This is a genomic window from Methanomassiliicoccales archaeon (assembly GCA_035527755.1).
Lineage (GTDB): Archaea > Thermoplasmatota > Thermoplasmata > Methanomassiliicoccales > UBA472 > UBA472.
In genome coordinates this window covers 14862-32603 of the sequence record DATKZX010000006.1, presented here as the reverse complement: position 1 = coordinate 32603, position 17742 = coordinate 14862, and the positions used below count along the sequence as shown (strand labels likewise).

The window sequence follows — 17742 nt, the reverse complement described above, 5'->3', positions numbered from 1 at the left end:
CGAGCAATAGTTTTTCTCAAATCACGATCTCATTCACGATCCCCTAAAATCTAATATACTCGGCAGGGGAATAAAATAAGGATCATTATGTCTGAAGAAAATAAAGGCAAGATCGAAGAGACCGCCGAAAAGAGCGGGGAAGTTGTTGGAAAGGGACTAAAGAAAGGCTGGGGCGCAGCAAAAGGTGTCGGGAAAGGGCTCAAGAAGGGAGTCAGTGGTAAAGAATAATAATTGAACGAAAATTCCAGGTATCAGATATCGAGGGACCTGTTCCCTCATCTTATTTTTCGAGATGGTCGAGTACAAGTTCATGATCATTTTGATGAACGCGCGTTCGAAAGAGAATATTCTCCAATGCAGACCTTTGGCATAACAAGGATTATCTATCATTCCTCGAATCGGCCTGTTGATGAAGGTGGGGGTCATATCCGTTCAGGGTGCCGTTCCCGAACACCTGCACATGTCCCAGATCGCATTGGACGAATTGGGGAAAAAAGGGCAGGCCATTGCCGTACGGCGATTGGACGATATTAGATCGATCGATTGTCTCATCATCCCGGGTGGGGAGAGCACTACCATCTCCAAGCTTTTACGTAAGTTCCAACTCTTCGACGAAATAGTCGACATGGGTCGGAACGGCACGCCTATAATGGGCACATGCGCCGGCTGTGTTCTGCTGGCCAAGGAGGGAGGTGAGCAGGCGGAAAAGACCGGGACCGAACTTCTATCTTTGATGGATATGGCGGTGGACCGCAACGCCTTCGGCCGGCAACGGGAATCGTTCGAGGCACCGTTAATGGTAAACGGATCAGGATCTCCCTTCCCTGGAATTTTCATACGCGCTCCTTTGATCACCAAGGTCTGGGGTGACTGCCAGGTGCTTTCCAGACATCAAGGTGAGGCGGTAATGGCTCGACAAGATAATCTGCTGGCTTTATCATTCCATCCCGAGCTGACCACGGACACCCGAATGCACCAGCTACTTTTCTCGTTAGTGTAAAATATTCAGGCGATCCCCTTAGCCGCGTGGATCAGTTTCTTAAGGTCCTCGCCCAGCTCACCGTTCTCAACCACAGTTCCGGTTACCACGATGTCCGCTCCGGCCAAGCGCACCCGTTCGGCCGTTTTAGCGTCACGAATGCCGCCACCGATCAACAAGGGAACGGAAATTGACTTCTTCACCGCGGTGATCATTTCTGAGGACACCGGTTCTGGAGCGCCGCTGCCAGCCTCGAGATAGACAAACTCCATGCCCAAGTACTCTGCGGCCAGGGCAAAGGCCGCGGCGGTCTTGAGGTCGTTCCTAGGAATGAGCTTGGCTTTTCCAACCTCTCCAACCTTCATCCCTGGTTCTATGATAATATAACCCATGGACAACGTCGGAACGCCTAGCTTCTTGATGATGGGGGCGCCTTTCATCTGCTCCCCTATGACGTGGTTCACGCTGAGGCTGTTAAGCATGCTCATGAAGTACATGGCATCGGCGTGTTGAGACAGGGCGTGAGCTCCGGAGGGAAAGTATATCACAGGCAGCGAAACCTTCTCCTTGATGGCCAGTATCGTGGCGTCCAGGTTCTCGCTGGTCACGCCGGTGGAGCCTCCGACCATGATGGCATCGGTGTCCATCCCCGCAGCGATGGTGGCCATCTCAGCGGCCCGTTCCGGACTTTGCTTCGCCGGGTCCAGCAAGGTCATGTGCATGGTCCCCTTCTTCACCTTCTCTATGATGTATTCCTTGACGTTCACAGTAATCCCCCTACTAAGAAGGCCAGCAGGGCCAATAGCATGCCGTATTTAGCCATCTTCTGTCCTTTTGTCGGGTTTCGAAAATGAACTATGGAGCAATATATAAACGTTGCATCGGCGAACAATACCCCGCCCAGGTACCAGATGCCGAAAATACCGTCCAAATACGGGAGTGGGCTCAGGCCTACGGCGATCAGGAAAAACGCGCTGGCCAGATACCCGGCGTTCCTCGCCCCTATCTTCTTGGGAAGTGTCAACCGGTCGAAGTCCCCTTCCATGTCCTCGATGTCCTTAATGATCTCCCTGCCCAGAATTGCCAGGAATGCCAGTAAGGCGATTATGTATGTGCGTTCCATCATACCGACGATAGCCCCGCCTAGCAGGAACAGCATTCCCGTCAGCAAGGCGATCTCCAAGTTACCGGTAAGGGCGTCCTTTTTCAATCGCACCTCGTATGTGAGCATGAGTACGATCGCCAGGATAACAATGATCGTGGATTCCAAGTTCAAAGCCAATGATGCAAAGAAAGAGATGAGAAAGCAGGCGATGGAAATATTAAGCACCTGTTTCGGGGTCATCCTTCCAGAGGGAAGCGGCCGTTCCGGGTGAGCTAGTTTATCCACATTGCGATCTGTGTAATCGTTCAGGGAATTACCACCAGCTATGAATGTGAATACTGCCAGCGAGGCCCAGGCGATAGGCATCCAATGATCTAGTATTCCTGTTCCAGCAGCAATGAGCACTCCCATCAACAGTCCGAGCACCCCCATAACGACGTTGCCGGTCCGGAAGAGCTGAAATAACGGAATCACAAGCGAACATCGACATATCTCTAATAAAGATTTAGCGGGGGTCCAGGCACAAAATCCATTATATTGACCCCGTCTTTTAGCAACAAAATATAGTAATAATCCTTCTTGAAATAGGGCTTCCATGGCTTCACCCGAACCAGCGGCCGAAGTGGAATCGATCAAAGCCGCCGTTTCCAAGTATTTCTCGATCTATGATGTAAAGGTCAGTTACGAAGCCCTCTCCTTCTACATCTCTCCGGACCTGCAGATGCTGGAGAAGAACTTCAACAAGCTACGTTCGGAGTTCAAGGAAAAACGCTTGATCCCGGTGCTCAAGTACCAGGGTGGGGAGTACACCATCAATGTGGTCAAACGGCCTGACCAAAAGACCCGCGGTCTCTGGGTCAACGGTATCTTATTGGCCATTACACTGATCACAACCATCTTCGCCGGGGCTGTTCTTTGGGCAAGTTACGATGGCAACAATGACCTGATGCGTTTGGACAACTTCTTTTGGGGAGGACTGTTCTTTGCCTTGCCCCTTATGGCCATTCTCGGAACGCACGAGGTGTGCCATTACCTAGCGGCCAAGAGGCATGGTGTGGCCGCATCCTTGCCGTTCTTCATTCCCTCGATACCGCCGCTCGGTACCTTCGGGGCGTTCATATCCATGAGGGACCCCATTCCAGACCGTCGTTCACTAGTGGACATCGGCGCGGCCGGTCCATTGGGAGGCCTGTTAGTCACGATCCCGGTGACGCTGATAGGATTGTGGTTGACCTCGCTCGGAACTCCCTCCAGCGGCATGATCGGAGATGAAGGCGCGATCTCCATAATGATACAACCGCTATACGCCCTGCTGGCTCTTTTCATCCCTCTGGCAGAGAATGTTTCCCTGCACCCCACGGCCTTCGCCGCCTGGGTAGGTTTCTTGGTAACGGCGATCAATCTGTTGCCGGCCGGACAGCTGGACGGTGGGCATATAGCGCGCGGTCTGTTAGGTGACAAGTCCAAGTACCTGAGCTATGCCACGGTGGCCATGCTCCTTGTTCTGGGCCTTTTCTACACAGGTTGGCTGATCTTCGCCCTGCTCATCGTATTCCTGGGGCTCAAGCACCCCGCCCCCTTGAACGACGTGTCCAAGCTGAACGGGAAAGGGAAGGCCATAGGCGCCCTGACATTGGCGATATTGCTGATCACCTTCTCCCCCATACCCTTGATGGAGATCACCCCTGACCACTCTTTCACTATGGATGTTCCCGGAGGGAACGAGACCACCATCATGGCAGGTTCCTCGATCTACTTCATAATGTACATCAACAACACTGGCAACACTAACCTCAATATTACGATGGATGTCATGCAGGTGCCCAACGATTGGAGTGCCTCGTTGTATCTGCAAGGTCATACAGAGGACAATTCCACGGATCTGCTGGACCTTGCCATTCCATACGAGAACGGTACGGTGGTCGTATTGAAGGTCACAGTTCCCATGGGGGAAGATAACATTTCCCGGGAGCTATTGGTGAAGACCGTATCACTGACGGCGCAAGGGACGACCTATCTGAGGGTTGATCAGACCTTCATTGTAAGGGTCGAGTGAACAGGTGGTAATATCTTGTCAGGGAGCGGTGTACCCGCTGCCTGTGAACTTGCATCAGTTCCAACCCTTCCGCGGCGATCTCTCGGGGGAGCACCAAGCCTAATCGGCCCCCAGGGACCAGTGACTCGGCCATTGCTATGAGCCCCCTATCGTAGAGACCATTTATCTCCTCTTTATTCGTGCTTGCAGCCCGTCCATAGGGGGGATCGGTGGCAACGGCGTTGACGTCTCCAAATTTTTGATGGATATCGCCGATGTCGGAGACCTCTACCACCGCTCCGCTAACACCGAAATGTTCCAGATTGCGTCGGCAACCATCTACCATCAAAGGGTCAATGTCCGAGCCTATGGCCTTCATTCCTAGGAGGGCGGCTTCCAGTACGATTCCGCCCGTCCCGCAAAAAGGGTCCAGTACGGTCTCTCCCCGATGCACTCCTGTAAGGTTCACCAAAGCCCGAGCGAATCGAGGATGCAGTGATATCGGGGAAAAGTAAGGACGCTCTGCCACCTTTCGCCGGTCAAACTGTTTACGATCGATCTCGAACTGACCAAGGAAAAAATGTACCCGATCGGAAAGCAGGACCCTTAAGTTCAGATCAGGTGAGGTCAGATCGATAGGATGCTCTTTGGAGAGCGCGTGCCCGAGCTTTTTCACCAGTTCGAAGGTGTCCACCTCAGGGTACTGACCTTCTACTTTTTTTATACGGATGCACAGGCTGCCGCTTGGTAAAGGAAGCTCGACCGCGGTCTCCTCCAACCGTTCCAATGACGAGCTTCCCATGTATTGACCTATGCGGTGGGTCAACGCCAATCGGTCGGCGACAGATGGTAAATGTTCAGGTTGGCACTCGACCAATAGAAAACCAGGCCCCGAACCTATTTGACGGAAACCGGGTGATTCTGCTCCCAGACAGGCCAAGGCCTCGGCCTGGGGCAGTGTAGGATGTTCACCCGAAAGCTCAAACAGGACCGGTTGCCGGGGCATGTTGGCCGATCAGTCCCTGACGCCTTCCTCGGTCACGTTGAAGACCACTTCGGCCTCAGGACGGTCGGGGGAGTCGATCAATCGGGCGATGCGCCTTGTTCCCTTGCTCTTCCTCAGGTATAACCGATATGTGGAGGCGTGACCCACGATATGCCCTCCTACGGGCCTGGTCGGGTCGCCAAAGAACGCGTCAGGTTTGGAAGAGACCTGGTTGGTGACGGCGATGACAGAATTGTTGACCTCAGCGAAGGCCAACAGCTCGTGCATATGCTTGTTCAACAGTCCCTGCCTCTCAGCCAGGGTCCCCCTTCCTACGAACTCTGCTCGGAAGTGGGCGGTAAGCGAGTCAACGATCATCAGGCGTATGGGATACATCTTGCAAATATCCGCCGCCTTCTCCACAAGAAGCATCTGGTGGGAGGAATTGTAAGCGCGGGCCACGTGAATGCGCTTCAGTACCGCTTCGGGATCGAGGTCCAGAGCAGTGGCCATCTGAACGATCCTCTCCGGACGGAAGGTGTTCTCGGTATCGATTATGACCACGTCTCCGTCCAAACCACCCTTTTCTACGGGCAATGTGGCGTTGACCGCCAATTGGAAGCATATCTGGGTCTTTCCACTGCCGAACTCACCGTAAAACTCTACAATGGATTGGGATTCCAGACCGTTACCCAGTAGTTCGTCGAATGCTTTGGAGCCGGTGGTTAAACGACTAAGATTTCGCCGCCGCTCTAAAATCACGTCCCCCGGCTCGAAACCACCGACATCGGCGGCCCTCTTGGCAGCATCAATGATCTTCAAGGCGGTGGCCTCTCCGATATCGCAGGCATCGGCCAAGGTCTTGGGCGATTCCACTGCTATGGTCATCAGATTGGTATATCCCGCTTCTCTCAGTTTTTCGGCAGTTGCAGGTCCTACTCCAGGCAACTCTTCAATGTTGACGCTAGCCATAACTACACCTATCCTTCCTTATCCATGAGTATATTAAAAAGATGTTTGGGGGATGGTCGAAAGTGTTCCGACCAATAGCAGGATGGTCACCCATCCTTTAATTGTTAGTTATTACAGTGCAGCTTCCTGCATATCAAAAGGATTTATTACTGAGTTACGATAAGGGGAATCATGGCCCAGAAGAAAAAAAAGGAGCCAGAGGTCAAAGAGGAGTATACATTCATAGCTCCTGACTTCAACGAGAGGGAGTTCTTGGAGAAGGACCTGTCTGGAACCAAGGCCGTTTTGTTCACTGCGGTTTTCGCTGTCCTGTTCGGTGCAGTGGCGTACTTGACCACTGGGATCAGCGTGACATTGGGGTTGATGTTGATAATCGTTGGCGCTTTTACCCTGAGATACATATTCAAGGCATTACCAATCAATATCAGCACCATTGAGAACAAGACCTGGATCGGAAACGGTATAATGTTCTTCTTCCTCGCACTGGGCATCTGGATAATTTTACTGAACCCTCCGTTTGGGGACGCCATCGATCCGCAGCTCAACGACCTTCAAATATGGGCGGGCGACAGTCAGCTGACCAACTTCAACAACGTGCCCTTGAACGCATCGGTGACCTTCAACATCACCGCGATGGACAACGGCAACCTGAACTCGGTGCAGTTCAAATTGTTAGGTGATACGCCGCAAAGTTGGAATATGACGATAGGAGAGGATGGTCGTTGGGAACATACGATGACCTTTACTCAAACGGCCACCTACAACTTCGTGATCACCGCCACGGACGATGCTGGCAACGTTGAAACACTTCAGCGAAGTATATTGGTGGTCTAAACCCTCCAATTCTCTCTTTTATCTATTAATTTTGACAATACCGGAAGGTTTCCTGTCCGATACACCTCCAGCCCATAGCAGCAGTGCATGCCGTCCAAGGATCGGAAGTCGTTGCCCAAGGCAGCCTCGCTGCCCTTTTGTTCGATCAAGGCGGCGGGGTCACAGAACTCCCGTTGAACGTAAACCACCCATCGCCCCTCGCTCAAGAACGGTTGGCTCAATCCATTCTCGCGCCATTTGGCCAGAAACTCATCGGCATTAGCGGTCCAGGCCGGAGGGCCTTGGTGCAGTCGTCCGACTGGTAATGCATCCCTTTCCAGCTCGAAGGCAATACGCACATCCTCCCCTACCGCATACGAATGGTCCATGACCTTGAACTCGTGGGCTTCCAGGAGCTTTCGTAGGCCCAGGGCGCTACGTTGGAGCTGAGGGAAGAGGTTGTCATCGACCAGGTCAGGGCGGTTCAGCACTATCACTAGGGGATGGGTTCCTCGTGCCGTGAATGTCCTTTCGACATCATGCATAGGCCACGGTGCTCTTTCCCGGGGAAAGAAGAAGCGAGCGTCCGGAGAAGCGTAATATTCCCGGCAGGCGTGAATGAACAAGCAGAAGCTATCCAACGAAAGGGCGGAAGACACATTGCGTTTCGCATCCACCGGGTCGGCAAAGGTCAATGGGCCGGTCCCGCCGCCGTTGACTGTTCCATCGACATCCAAGATCAGACCTGGACGCCAATCCAACGCAGCCTTCACCACTCCAGAAAAGTCTTTGAACGTCAAAATGAGCAATTCGGTAAGATATCCCGAGAAACCATGGACCCGGGCTTCCGCGCCATAAACACCAACGCCTTTGAAGAATTTTTTCAATAGGCGTACATGATCACGCTGTCCTTCCACGAGGCGCTCCAGGACATAATGGGTATGGAACGGTGTACGGTCCACCGCTGAACGTAGCTGTCCGGCATCGGCAACCTTGTAGCAAGGGACCAGGTCCACTTCGAAACCCTGGAAGGTCCCACGGGTGTATGGGTGCTCCGCGTATCTTCTCTCCCCTCCCAGTACTTCTTGTCCAATACGGAGGCCCAAGTGCTCTAGCTCCCTACGCTCAACGTCCACGGGGAACTGTACGAAGAGATCGATGTCCGGGGTTCCGACATAAGTTCCCTTAGCCACTGAGCCTACTAGAATGGTCTCCAACGGCAATCCCGTTAGGGATATGGATGCTTCTGTTCGTCGAACCAGTTCCCTGACCGCCTTATCCAATCTTTCCTCGACCTCTGTGCTTGGTCTAAGTTGGCGTATCAGTTCTTCTTCCAAGGACATCGCTTGGGCATGGGGGGAATGGATTATCTTTTTTGGGGAAGAAAGAACGCAGCAGGCCGGTTAGTTGGGGATTCGAAACTGAAAAGGGGATAAGCCACCGACCCATTGCGCTGCAAACTATTCTATGTAAGCACTACTATAAGAAGATTACCAAAAAGTGTCCGAATCTTTCAATTTTTTTTTACTCGGATGATCTTACCCAGATGTACTGTCATCAGGTCTTCCGCAGCTACTGTTCGGACTCCTGTCTCCTTCTCTATCATAGCCGCTTGCTTTTCTGCCCCGGCATGAATGAGCTTAGCGCCAAAATGGGTCAATATGGCCATCTCAGGCCTTATTTCCCTTACCATATCCAGGGCGTCCTCGGTGCAAAGATGGTTCGGGATACGAGCTCCCCACGGTCTAGTTAGTGGCAGGATCAGCACGCGGCTCCCTTCCTGGTGTTTTAGCACTTGGTGGTCAAGCTCGGTATCGCTCACGTACGAGACCAGTCCTTCTCTTGTCTCCATGGCGAAGCCAACGCCTGTGGGATCGCTATGCTTGGTGGGAGTGAACCGAATGCGCATGTCGTTCAATCTCACTTCTCCTCCAGCCTCGGCCATCTCGATGCGGTTTAGCAGAGAGCGGTGATATTTTGAAACTGCCGGTCCGTGAAGTTGATGACCTTCCAGGACCGAACGGCTAGCCAATAGTGTCCCCCGCTTTTTTAGCCCGCCACGGGACATGCCCTCGATCATCACTTCAGCGTCGGTGTAATGGTCAGGATGGCAATGGGATATGAGGACGGCTTCCGTTCTGGCTGGATCTAGCTTCATACGATGCATCTGGTGGGCCGCTGACGGACCAGGGTCGATGTGCATGTTCAGATCGTCCATGACATAAAGACCTCCGGTGGCCCTTATCTGGTATATGGTTGAGAATCGTCCACCGCCAGTGCCTAGAAAGATCAATTTTGTCGTGGTCCCACCCCTGTTACATTTACAATAACAATGTAAACTCCACATACGGTCATGGGCCATCAATCTTGCCCTTCCACTGCATATAATTATTATCGGGAGATGTTGTTCCACAGTCGATGGTCAACAGTGTTCTGATCAAGAATGGGGTCATCGTCACCCAGGACCCCGAGCGGCGTGTGTTCCAGGGGGACGTGTTGGTCGAAGGAGGCATCATCACCGAGGCGGGGGTCGTAAAGGGAGGGGCCGACCAGATAATAGACGCCGATGGGGCGCCGGTACTTCCAGGCCTGATAAACACCCACGCCCATGTTGCTATGACGGTCATGAAAGGGTTGGCCGATGATCTGCCGTTCCCCAAATTCCTAGAGCGGGTGTTCGCCATCGATTCCGACCGTCATCAGGAGGACCTTCTTGCCGGATCACGCTTGGGCTGCATGGAGATGCTGTTGGGCGGAACAACCACATTCGTCGATCTTTACTATTCCCAGGATATTGTGGCCAAGGCGGTCAAGGAGGTCGGGATGAGAGGGGTGCTTTGCTGGGCGGTGCTTGATCAGGAATATACCACCCAACAGGGGCTGCCTCTGGATAACTGCAAGCGCTTTCATGACCAATACGCAGAAGATGATAGCATCATCCCTGGAATAGGGCTGCAAGGCGTCTATGTGTGCTCGGAGGAGACCTTCATGAGGTCCAGGGAGTTCTCCGATCTCACCGGTGCCCTTATGACCTTCCATCTGTCCGAAACGAGGAAGGAGGTCTACGATCACAAGGCCAAGACCGGGATGCGGCCGACCGATTGGCTGGGATCTATCGGTTTCCTCAACGAACGATGCCTGGCAGCTCACGCCGCCTGGCTGACCATCAACGAGGTACGTGCGCTCGGCCGCGCCCACGCATCCATATCCACCTGTCCAGTGTCCAACATGAAGCTGGCAACGGGCGGGGTGGCCCCAATTCCGGAGATGCTCCGCGAAGGGGTGAACGTGACATTGGGGACAGACGGGTCCACGACCAACAACTCCTTGGACATGTTCGGTGAGATGAAGACACTGTCGTTGTTGCAGAAGTCCAGCCGCTGGGATCCAACCATTGTCACTGCTCAGCAGGCGCTTGACTTCTGTACCGTCAACGCCGCTCGGTCATTAGGGATGGAGGCGGATATCGGTTCGATCGAAGTGGGAAAGAGGGCGGACCTGGTCATCATGGACTCCCGGTCCCCTGGGTTAAGGCCGCTTAGCCTGGATAATGCAGTGTCGAACCTGGTCTTCGCCGGTACTCGTGGCGATGTAATTACCGTTCTATGCGGCGGTAAGGTCGTGGTGAAGGACCGACGGTCATTGACGTTGGACGTGGGAGGGGTCATCAAGGATGGACAGAAGGCCATGGGCCAGCTGTCAAAACGGTGAAGGGGGAAAAAGTGGTCCCGACTCCCGGATTTGAACCGGGCACCTGCTGATATCGGCGGCTGAGGACCGGCATGCCGGGATCCCACTACAGTCAGCCGCTCTAGCCAGACTGAGCTAAGTCGGGTTCAGGCTCCATATTACAGATACCGTATTTATCAATTATTATGCGCGCTTAACATCAAAGATGACAAAAATCATTGTCTGGTCGTTATTATTGGTCACCATTTTGTAAAAAAGCATTATATATGGATCACGACATTGTATTGTCAGACAAAAGAGGTCTAACCGACCCCTATGTCAGGAAGTATCGATGGAAGAAGGCGACCTGGAGAAGGTCACACTGAGAATACCTTCAAGGCATATCCGAGCCCTGGATTTCCTTGTACAGGTAGACGATTTCCCCTCCAGATCAGAAGCGATAAGGGCTGCCATCAGGGACTTCATCTATGCCAGGCTCGATCTGGTCACCGACAAACTGAAAAGGATGGAGGAGGCCGAGAAGATAATGGCTGAGATGGAGGCCTACGAAGAGCGGTATTTGAGGAAATAGCCTGTTAGGAAGGGATGGGATGCACCTAGTCAGGCCCGAGGTTCCCCCCAGAAACCTCCCCTCTTATCTTTTTTTTTAAAAAAAATGTGTTTAAGCTTAACCGATATATCCCAAGTCCTCACGCTTAGGCGGTTCGGCGACCTCTGCTTCCTTCAATTTACTGGCGATGAGATCGATCTGCTCGGCTTTGTCGGTCAGGGCGGTCAGGTCGATCTCGATGTTGAGCAGGGACATGAGCACCTTAAGAACCGCCTCGGCACCCTTGGGGTCCACGAAGTAACCGGAGGTCTCGCCCATCAGGCACACCGCATCTATCCCGGCTATCTTTCCCAGCCCTAGCATCAGGCCTGATGCTCCAACGATTCCGCTGCCCGGCTCTCCCTTGGAGAAGATCACTCCGTGCTTGGTCATCTCTTCCGCCAGTTCGATATCGGTGACAGCGCCTAGGACACGGGGCTTTTCGACCATCTTACCCACACCATATCCGCCCAGAGTGTAGATCCGGCTGACCCCTAGGTCCTTGGCGGTCTCTATCGCGTGGTGGGAGAGCTCATACTGGCCGTCCGGTGTCATGCCTTGGTAATCGCCGGTCATTATTATTATGTCTGGCCGATTTCCTTCTCCTCTATAGTAATGCAGTTCGTTGTTGACCAGGCGGATGACCCCATCATCGTCCAGCAACACCTGTGGCGGGAAGTGCTTGGAGAAAATATCTGCGAACTTGGTAGCCTTGACCTGTTCCACCAAATGTTCGGCCGCGAGCTTGCCTACGTTGCCCACACCTGGTAGTCCCTCGATCAATATGGGGGCATTCAGCTCGGGACGCTCATGCATAACAATTATAACGCTATCCATCTCAATCACCCTATTCTTGGCGAGCCTTCCGACGATACTCTCCATATCTATCGTCAGGAGAGAATCGGGAAGGGATCGGCGTGGAGGTTTTCGAACCACATATGGGACAAATGTCCTTGAGGGTATATCCAAGGCACTTGTCACATTTTCTGAGAGTGGTCTTCATTGTCCTATCCCTTTCAAATTCCGATAAGACGTACCTATTGATAAATTATTATTGAAGGGACGCCGTCACTTGTTCTCCCTGTGGAACGAACCATCCCCGCCTGATTCCTTTATTTCGGAAATGACGATGTTAGTGACTATCTTCATAGCCTCTTCCGCTGTCTTGTAGTCGGGGGCCGTCATGACCAATCTGTATCGGGGCGCACCAATATATTGGATATCCAATTCCTCTTCCGCTGCTTCAAGCCCCTTTTTCAAGGCGCCCTTGATGATTTCCACGCCGTCGGGGGCGGGAGAACGGAGTTCCAAAATACCTGAGATCTGCACGAAAGGTGGTGTGACGTTCTCCTTGGCCACTTCTACGAATGCAGTTGTCCAGTCGCCGGAGAGTTCCATCTCTTCCATGGCATTGTCGTCGATGGCACAGCCCTCGAACGCGCCGTAGAGCGTTTCGAACTTGTCCACCAGATCGTAGCCGAACTCTTCCCAGCATTGGTCCAATGTCTTTTCAAGACGGGTCGCGACTATCTCTAGCAACTTTTCCGCCTTGGTCTCATTCTTCCATTGCTGAACTTTCTCCCGCCGCTGATGTTCGTTCACCGATTTCAGCGAGAGATCAATGTGTCCCTTAGAGGAATCTACACCGAGAACTTTACATACGACCTTCTGGCCCTCGCGAACATAGTCGCGTATGTACTTGACCCAGCCGGTGGCCACATCACGTACATGTATGAAACCTTCCTTTTCGCCGTACTCGTCGAGCGTTACGAACGCTCCGAAGTTCTTGACGCTCTGAACGGTGCAGACCACGAGTTCCCCTTCTTCAGGGAACCCGCTGACCCTCGCCATTAGTCGACCACCTCAAGCAGCTCTCCTTTGATCTCTCCCTCGCCTCCTCGGGATTTGATCAAGGTAGAGCCGCACACGGCGCAGGCCACGTTCATGGCCGGCTTTTTGAATGTGATCTGCTCATTTCCGCAATCTTGACATTTGACTTTTATGAACTTACCGGTGGTTGGCATTAGCGTCACTCCGTCAGCTCGAACTTTTTAGCCCTGAAGCATCTCTTCTGATGGGCTTTTTTGCACTTCTTACAGCGGTATCTCAGAGAGATTCTCTTGGTTGGCTTCTCACGGCCCTCAGGCTTTGGCCTGGGGAACCCGCCATAACCGGCGGTAGCCCTACGGAATCTTCTCTGACCCCACTTCATCTCGCTGGCCTTTCTCTTCTTAACTCTCTCGACCTCATGGTCGGTGTGAGTCTTGCAGGATGGACAGTAAGTCTTAATGGACCTAGGCATCTTCATTAAATTCATCCCTTTGGAGCAAAATTGCCTAAATACTCATTCAATATTTAAACCCTTAGCATAAAGAAAACTGTGCTCGAATATGCTGGTTAAGAATCACTGACATTAAGACTTTTGCTATTTTTACAATCGTCAATTGCTGAACACATTTGCATGATCGGTATTAATTATCATCTAAGTTCACCATTCCAGCTAAAATGGTTAATATAATAATATATTATATATAATAATAAATAGGGAGAGGTCCGTTATAGAATGGGTTCATGAGAACAACATATATCTTACGAAAGATTATAATATAACTCCATGTCTTCAGATAAATCCTACAAAATATATGCTGAATGCCATTTTATTTCAATTGAAGTAATATGGAGCATGCCAGTAATTGGCCAGCAATATTAATAAAACTGGAAATAGAAAAGAATATATATCAACTAAATAATAATTGATATGTATTTATAAATGATAAAAGGGTGTAAAAAATATGGCCGACAAAGGCTTCAGTAAGAAGGACGAATCGCTGGTAGAACTGTTAGTTAATACTGGAATGCCTAAAAATGTAGCAAAGACATTGGCGTTTTTACGCAAGAAAGAGGAAACGACATCTGTCGAAATAGAGATCATGACCGCACTGAGACAACCTGAGGTCTCTATTGCTATGCAGGAACTACGCCGCAGGAAGTGGGTGATCAAACGGGACATCAAGAAGGAAGGCAAGGGCCGACCGGTCCATGCGTATAAGCTGGCCATCCCCTTCGACAAAATCATAGAGACGTTGGAGAAGGAAGAACGGAAGCGCATGGAGTCCATCGAAAAGAACACCGATCAGCTCAAAGCGCTCTGTCTGAACCCCTGATCAAACCCTTTCCATCACTCTAATACCCTGGTCCGAAGCTACAATAACTTTTTTGGTCATCTTCAGGAACAGCCCGGTCTCTACGACCCCAGGGATATTCTTTAGTTTTTTCTGCATCTCGTATGGGTCACGAATGCCTCGTTCGAAATGCAGATGATAGATGTAATTGCCATTGTCGGTGATGAAAGGTTCACTTCCACCGCGCAGCTCCGCATTGCAGCCTAGCTCCTCCATGTAAAGGCGCGTGCGACCATGAGAGAATTTCACAACCTCTACGGGTAGGGGGAACTTCGTCCCTAGGTCCCGAACTAATTTGGAATCGTCCACCACGATCACCAGGGCGCGCGTGGAATGAGCAACTATCTTCTCTCTAAGTAAAGCTCCTCCCATTCCCTTCACGAGGTCCAGATTCCCATCCACCTCATCCGCCCCGTCGATGGTCAAGTCCAAGGTCCCGACCTCCTCCAGTGTTGCGAGGGGGATGTTCAGCTCTCGAGCCTGCTTCTCGCTGGCGAGCGATGTTGGCACAGCTATCAGATGATACCCGTCCTTCACCAACCGGCCTATGGCCTCGATGGCGAAATAGGCCGTGCTTCCGGTCCCCAATCCCACCTTCATACCGTCCTGCACCATTTCCACGGCCTTTTCCGCCGCCAATCGCTTCTTATCGCTCATCCTAACCCTCGAAGTTCGTTCGCACCAGTTCGGTAAGGGTGTCCACTATGTATGTGTTGATGCGCCTCCCCTTCTCTTCTGAGGCCAGACCCGCGTCCCCCGAGAACCCTTTTGGGAAGCAGCGCTCTGGATCTGAAACGATCAGGTAACCGATGTCCACGAACTCACCGCACGATCTTTCCTTGGCCACTAGGTCGGGACGTATGTCCATGATGCGTGACGTTTCCAGAAGTCCGCCATGACCATCTTCCAAACCCTGGCATATCTCCTTCTCCAGGTGCAATGCGAGCTGGTAATCGCTAAGCATCATGACCTTCATGCCCAGATGCTGGGTGGCGTGCTCACAGGCCAATTTGATCGCGATCCTGTGCACCGAACCGAAATGGCCAGTGAGGACCACCACCTTGTGTACCTTGTTACGGTGCAGGGATTCTAAAATATCCTTGACAAGGGAACGCAGGGTGTCGAAGGTCAGAGATATGGTCCCTGGCATATTGAGCGTGGAGGAATGCTGCCCGTAGTTGATGGTGGGGGCCACCAAGCCACCGACCCTATTGGCTACCTGGGTGACCATCTCATCCGGCTGGAAGGTGTCAGTTCCCAGCGGTAGGTGCGGTCCATGGGCCTCACAGGCCCCAATGGGTAGGAACACGATCGGGTCGGCTTCCATGGCCTTGGCGAAAGCGATCGAACTGATCTCATCTATCCTCATTTCTCCACCTCCGGGTCCGTATCGATTAGCGGGGTGCCGCACACCGGGCATTTCCCCCGTCTAAGGGAATCGTTCTGGAACGTGTTCATCAGTAAGGTGTCGATCTCATCGATCCTGGCCTTGTCTATATTTTTCTTGCAACGCGGGCAGTGAAGTGGCATGTTCGTATCGTATGAGGTATGGCAGGAAATTGATTTCAATCCTTCCCCGGCGGAAGCGGTTAAATCCCCCGAAACGATTGCCCGGACATGCGTTTGGCCTGTCTATTCTCTGGCGGTAAGGATTCTACCTATGCCGCGTATCTGATGGAGCAGGCTGGACACGAGATCGTTTGCCTGGTGGCGGTGATGCCAAGGGACCCGCATTCATGGGTGTTCCATACTCTGAACCTGGAGCACCTGCCGGAGATGGCCCGGGCCATGGGAAAGGACCTGGTGGCAGTCCCCTCCAGCGGTGAGGAGGATGACGACCTATCCGCCCTAAGGGACGCACTTACAGGGCTGGGTGTGGAGGGGGTGGTCACCGGGGCCATCGCCTCCGACTATCAGTGGGACCGTATCAACGGGATCTGTGAGCAGCTGGACCTGAGGGTGTTCTCTCCCCTTTGGCGGAAGGATCAATCGATGCTGCTTACAGACATGATATCGGCCGGTCTCAAGATATTGATCGTAGGGGTCTTTGCCGAGGGGCTCGGGGAGAGCTGGTTGGGTAAAATGCTTGACCGAGAGGCTCTGGGTGACCTGGAGCGTTTGGCCAAGGCTCACGGTCTGAACGTATCGGGTGAAGGAGGTGAGTATGAGACGCTGGTGCTCGACTCACCAGCGCACCTCTGCGAACTGATACCGGGAGAGGTCGTTTCCGACTATCATCGTGACTCTGGACGTCTGCATATCGGGCGCCTTTCGTCGAGGTCTAAGTAGAAAAGGAACGCATTACTTCGATCAGTGCCGGTACGTCCGGTCCGGTGTGGGGGCTTTCGGGGACCCAGCTATACAGGACGGTCAGGTCCCGGTCGACCATGAAGATCCCCCGGCAGGAGCGGTTCTTGAACCACCCATCGTCGTCGCATGACATGCCATATTCCTCGGTCAAAGTTCCGTCCTCGTCAGCCAACAATCGGAAGGGGAGGCGCATGGATTCTTTCCAGGCAGCATGCGACCTAACACTGTTGGTCGAGATCGGCAGCAGGCGTACCCCTGTCTCCTCTATCAGATCGTACGAGTCGCGCAGCTCCCCCATTTGAATGGAGCAGATCATACCGAAATCGGAGGGGTAGAACATCAGAACGACGATCCTCTCGCTCGCCTCCTCGCTCAATCGGACCGAACGCCCCATGTCATCAGGCAATACGAAGTCCAAAACCTTCTGACCGATCTTCGGGACGCGCCCCTTGTCCATAGGGAACTTATTCCACGCCGATTTTAAAAAAGTTCCTAGGCTAGCTTTCTGACCTCGGCCAGTATAGTATCGTAGTCCGGCTCGTAATTGGAGTCCGGGGGGATGTGGACGTAACGTACGATGCCGTTCCGATCGATGATGAACTCGGAGCGCAGCGTGAACCCTTCCCAGGGGCCCCCGATCGCTTCCACCGTGCCCAGAAGTTTGGAGAGACGGGTTCCCTCATCGCAAAGCAAAGGGAACGGTATCCCCAGGTTCTCACTGTACGCACCGAGCGAGCGGGTCGAGTTGTTGCTCACGCCGAAGATGCGGCAGTTGGCATCTATGAACACCTTATGCATCGCTTTGAAAGTGAGGAACTCTAGGTTGCAGATGAATCCGAAGGCCGAGGAGAAGAAGAGTAGAAGCACGGTCCCCTCCTTCCACTGATCGCTCAGCCGGACCTCTCTGCCCATGTCGTCCTTCATGGTCCAGTCCGGAAACGGTTTACCCACTAGGTCCTCGTCCACCCTCCCTCCATGCCCGGGAGAGCTAATAATATGTTCGCGGTGATCTCAGGACCAATGGGACTATGGTATCAATATCCGTGAACGATCATGATCTGATCTGTGTATCTTGCATCGTG

General features: G+C 52.6%; 23 protein-coding genes and 1 tRNA gene. 8 read left to right on the top strand and 16 right to left on the bottom strand.

Annotation, left to right across the window (positions count from 1 at the left end; genetic code table 11):
- Nucleotides 1-87 precede the first annotated feature (87 nt).
- Both VMW85_02270 and pdxT read left to right on the top strand, forming a co-directional pair.
- Nucleotides 88-228 carry a hypothetical protein gene (locus VMW85_02270; protein ID HUT26857.1) on the top strand — a complete coding sequence of 47 codons (141 nt, stop codon included), beginning with the start codon at nt 88-90 and terminating at the stop codon, nt 226-228.
- A 181-nt stretch (nt 229-409) separates the two neighbouring features.
- Entirely contained in the window at nt 410-1000 is a 591-nt protein-coding gene (pdxT, locus tag VMW85_02265; GenBank protein HUT26856.1) for a pyridoxal 5'-phosphate synthase glutaminase subunit PdxT, read from the top strand.
- Nucleotides 1001-1005: 5 nt separating this feature from the next.
- On the opposite strand, the gene VMW85_02260 is transcribed toward pdxT, so the two are convergent.
- Nucleotides 1006-1746 (bottom strand): geranylgeranylglyceryl/heptaprenylglyceryl phosphate synthase, encoded by a 741-nt coding sequence (locus VMW85_02260; GenBank protein ID HUT26855.1) that lies wholly within the window; start codon nt 1744-1746, stop codon nt 1006-1008.
- On the bottom strand, nt 1743-2558 hold the full coding sequence (locus VMW85_02255; protein ID HUT26854.1) for a UbiA family prenyltransferase: 816 nt from the start codon (nt 2556-2558) through the stop codon (nt 1743-1745). The genes VMW85_02260 and VMW85_02255 overlap by 4 nt, the downstream gene beginning before the upstream one ends.
- Before the next feature lie 121 nt (nt 2559-2679).
- On the opposite strand from VMW85_02255, the gene VMW85_02250 reads away from it, so the two are divergent.
- Nucleotides 2680-4140, top strand: coding sequence for a site-2 protease family protein (locus tag VMW85_02250; protein HUT26853.1), 1461 nt, complete (start codon nt 2680-2682; stop codon nt 4138-4140).
- Here VMW85_02250 and VMW85_02245 read toward each other — a convergent pair.
- Together VMW85_02245 and radA are read right to left on the bottom strand one after the other, a co-directional pair.
- Nucleotides 4121-5125 carry a methyltransferase domain-containing protein gene (locus VMW85_02245; protein ID HUT26852.1) on the bottom strand — a complete coding sequence of 335 codons (1005 nt, stop codon included), beginning with the start codon at nt 5123-5125 and terminating at the stop codon, nt 4121-4123. The genes VMW85_02250 and VMW85_02245 overlap by 20 nt on opposite strands.
- A gap of 9 nt (nt 5126-5134) precedes the next feature.
- A complete protein-coding gene (radA, locus tag VMW85_02240; protein HUT26851.1) occupies nt 5135-6076 on the bottom strand; it encodes a DNA repair and recombination protein RadA in 942 nt (313 codons plus the stop codon).
- Between the two features lie 171 nt (nt 6077-6247).
- Between radA and VMW85_02235 the strand changes: the two genes are divergently transcribed.
- Nucleotides 6248-6910, top strand: coding sequence for an Ig-like domain-containing protein (locus VMW85_02235; GenBank protein ID HUT26850.1), 663 nt, complete (start codon nt 6248-6250; stop codon nt 6908-6910).
- On the opposite strand, the gene cca is transcribed toward VMW85_02235, so the two are convergent.
- Nucleotides 6907-8232 carry a CCA tRNA nucleotidyltransferase gene (gene cca / locus VMW85_02230; protein ID HUT26849.1) on the bottom strand — a complete coding sequence of 442 codons (1326 nt, stop codon included), beginning with the start codon at nt 8230-8232 and terminating at the stop codon, nt 6907-6909. The genes VMW85_02235 and cca overlap by 4 nt on opposite strands.
- Nucleotides 8233-8402: 170 nt before the next feature.
- On the bottom strand, nt 8403-9107 hold the full coding sequence (locus VMW85_02225) for an MBL fold metallo-hydrolase (protein HUT26848.1): 705 nt from the start codon (nt 9105-9107) through the stop codon (nt 8403-8405).
- A gap of 200 nt (nt 9108-9307) precedes the next feature.
- On the opposite strand from VMW85_02225, the gene VMW85_02220 reads away from it, so the two are divergent.
- Entirely contained in the window at nt 9308-10600 is a 1293-nt protein-coding gene (locus VMW85_02220) for an amidohydrolase family protein (protein ID HUT26847.1), read from the top strand.
- 12 nt (nt 10601-10612) lie between these two features.
- On the opposite strand, the gene VMW85_02215 is transcribed toward VMW85_02220, so the two are convergent.
- Nucleotides 10613-10724, bottom strand: a tRNA-Tyr gene (locus VMW85_02215).
- A gap of 186 nt (nt 10725-10910) precedes the next feature.
- Here VMW85_02215 and VMW85_02210 point away from each other — a divergent pair.
- The gene (locus VMW85_02210; protein ID HUT26846.1) at nt 10911-11150 is read left to right on the top strand and encodes a ribbon-helix-helix domain-containing protein; all 240 of its coding nucleotides are present in this window, start codon (nt 10911-10913) and stop codon (nt 11148-11150) included.
- Between the two features lie 96 nt (nt 11151-11246).
- Here VMW85_02210 and VMW85_02205 read toward each other — a convergent pair whose 3' ends face one another.
- The 4 genes from VMW85_02205 to VMW85_02190 all read right to left on the bottom strand — a co-directional run bounded on the left by VMW85_02205 (nt 11247) and on the right by VMW85_02190 (nt 13476).
- Complete coding sequence (locus tag VMW85_02205) at nt 11247-12005, bottom strand: proteasome assembly chaperone family protein (protein ID HUT26845.1); 759 nt, start codon at nt 12003-12005, stop codon at nt 11247-11249.
- Between the two features lie 231 nt (nt 12006-12236).
- Nucleotides 12237-13019, bottom strand: a complete 783-nt coding sequence (locus VMW85_02200) for a translation initiation factor IF-2 subunit alpha (GenBank protein HUT26844.1) — start codon at nt 13017-13019, stop codon at nt 12237-12239.
- Entirely contained in the window at nt 13019-13192 is a 174-nt protein-coding gene (locus VMW85_02195; protein ID HUT26843.1) for a 30S ribosomal protein S27e, read from the bottom strand. The genes VMW85_02200 and VMW85_02195 overlap by 1 nt, the downstream gene beginning before the upstream one ends.
- A 5-nt stretch (nt 13193-13197) precedes the next feature.
- Nucleotides 13198-13476, bottom strand: coding sequence for a 50S ribosomal protein L44e (locus VMW85_02190; GenBank protein ID HUT26842.1), 279 nt, complete (start codon nt 13474-13476; stop codon nt 13198-13200).
- 484 nt (nt 13477-13960) lie between these two features.
- Here VMW85_02190 and VMW85_02185 point away from each other — a divergent pair, with 484 nt between their 5' ends.
- Nucleotides 13961-14332, top strand: a complete 372-nt coding sequence (locus tag VMW85_02185) for an ArsR family transcriptional regulator (GenBank protein HUT26841.1) — start codon at nt 13961-13963, stop codon at nt 14330-14332.
- Here the strand turns inward: VMW85_02185 and rpiA are convergent, their stop codons facing one another.
- From rpiA to VMW85_02170, 3 genes are read right to left on the bottom strand one after another with little or no spacing between them, the layout of a single operon-like run.
- Nucleotides 14333-15007, bottom strand: coding sequence for a ribose 5-phosphate isomerase A (rpiA, locus tag VMW85_02180; protein HUT26840.1), 675 nt, complete (start codon nt 15005-15007; stop codon nt 14333-14335).
- Between the two features lies 1 nt (nt 15008).
- Nucleotides 15009-15719, bottom strand: a complete 711-nt coding sequence (locus VMW85_02175) for a creatininase family protein (GenBank protein HUT26839.1) — start codon at nt 15717-15719, stop codon at nt 15009-15011.
- On the bottom strand, nt 15716-15880 hold the full coding sequence (locus tag VMW85_02170) for a hypothetical protein (protein ID HUT26838.1): 165 nt from the start codon (nt 15878-15880) through the stop codon (nt 15716-15718). The genes VMW85_02175 and VMW85_02170 overlap by 4 nt, the downstream gene beginning before the upstream one ends.
- Nucleotides 15881-15967: 87 nt before the next feature.
- Between VMW85_02170 and VMW85_02165 the strand changes: the two genes are divergently transcribed.
- On the top strand, nt 15968-16639 hold the full coding sequence (locus VMW85_02165; GenBank protein HUT26837.1) for a diphthine--ammonia ligase: 672 nt from the start codon (nt 15968-15970) through the stop codon (nt 16637-16639).
- Here the strand turns inward: VMW85_02165 and VMW85_02160 are convergent.
- Together VMW85_02160 and VMW85_02155 are read right to left on the bottom strand one after the other, a co-directional pair.
- The gene (locus tag VMW85_02160; GenBank protein HUT26836.1) at nt 16632-17117 is read right to left on the bottom strand and encodes a redoxin domain-containing protein; all 486 of its coding nucleotides are present in this window, start codon (nt 17115-17117) and stop codon (nt 16632-16634) included. The two genes, VMW85_02165 and VMW85_02160, sit on opposite strands and share 8 nt — an antisense overlap.
- 35 nt (nt 17118-17152) lie before the next feature.
- Nucleotides 17153-17626, bottom strand: coding sequence for a peroxiredoxin family protein (locus VMW85_02155; protein HUT26835.1), 474 nt, complete (start codon nt 17624-17626; stop codon nt 17153-17155).
- Nucleotides 17627-17742 lie beyond the last annotated feature (116 nt).

Coding starts and splice junctions, on each gene's coding strand:
- VMW85_02270 (HUT26857.1), top strand. CDS start 88: ATGTCTGAAGAAAATAAAGGCAAGATCGAAGAGACCGCCGAAAAGAGC.
- pdxT (HUT26856.1), top strand. CDS start 410: ATGAAGGTGGGGGTCATATCCGTTCAGGGTGCCGTTCCCGAACACCTG.
- VMW85_02250 (HUT26853.1), top strand. CDS start 2,680: ATGGCTTCACCCGAACCAGCGGCCGAAGTGGAATCGATCAAAGCCGCC.
- VMW85_02245 (HUT26852.1), bottom strand. CDS start 5,125: ATGCCCCGGCAACCGGTCCTGTTTGAGCTTTCGGGTGAACATCCTACA.
- radA (HUT26851.1), bottom strand. CDS start 6,076: ATGGCTAGCGTCAACATTGAAGAGTTGCCTGGAGTAGGACCTGCAACT.
- VMW85_02235 (HUT26850.1), top strand. CDS start 6,248: ATGGCCCAGAAGAAAAAAAAGGAGCCAGAGGTCAAAGAGGAGTATACA.
- cca (HUT26849.1), bottom strand. CDS start 8,232: ATGTCCTTGGAAGAAGAACTGATACGCCAACTTAGACCAAGCACAGAG.
- VMW85_02225 (HUT26848.1), bottom strand. CDS start 9,107: ATGGACGATCTGAACATGCACATCGACCCTGGTCCGTCAGCGGCCCAC.
- VMW85_02220 (HUT26847.1), top strand. CDS start 9,308: ATGGTCAACAGTGTTCTGATCAAGAATGGGGTCATCGTCACCCAGGAC.
- VMW85_02210 (HUT26846.1), top strand. CDS start 10,911: ATGGAAGAAGGCGACCTGGAGAAGGTCACACTGAGAATACCTTCAAGG.
- VMW85_02205 (HUT26845.1), bottom strand. CDS start 12,005: ATGGATAGCGTTATAATTGTTATGCATGAGCGTCCCGAGCTGAATGCC.
- VMW85_02200 (HUT26844.1), bottom strand. CDS start 13,019: ATGGCGAGGGTCAGCGGGTTCCCTGAAGAAGGGGAACTCGTGGTCTGC.
- VMW85_02195 (HUT26843.1), bottom strand. CDS start 13,192: ATGCCAACCACCGGTAAGTTCATAAAAGTCAAATGTCAAGATTGCGGA.
- VMW85_02190 (HUT26842.1), bottom strand. CDS start 13,476: ATGAAGATGCCTAGGTCCATTAAGACTTACTGTCCATCCTGCAAGACT.
- VMW85_02185 (HUT26841.1), top strand. CDS start 13,961: ATGGCCGACAAAGGCTTCAGTAAGAAGGACGAATCGCTGGTAGAACTG.
- rpiA (HUT26840.1), bottom strand. CDS start 15,007: ATGAGCGATAAGAAGCGATTGGCGGCGGAAAAGGCCGTGGAAATGGTG.
- VMW85_02175 (HUT26839.1), bottom strand. CDS start 15,719: ATGAGGATAGATGAGATCAGTTCGATCGCTTTCGCCAAGGCCATGGAA.
- VMW85_02170 (HUT26838.1), bottom strand. CDS start 15,880: ATGCCACTTCACTGCCCGCGTTGCAAGAAAAATATAGACAAGGCCAGG.
- VMW85_02165 (HUT26837.1), top strand. CDS start 15,968: ATGCGTTTGGCCTGTCTATTCTCTGGCGGTAAGGATTCTACCTATGCC.
- VMW85_02160 (HUT26836.1), bottom strand. CDS start 17,117: ATGGACAAGGGGCGCGTCCCGAAGATCGGTCAGAAGGTTTTGGACTTC.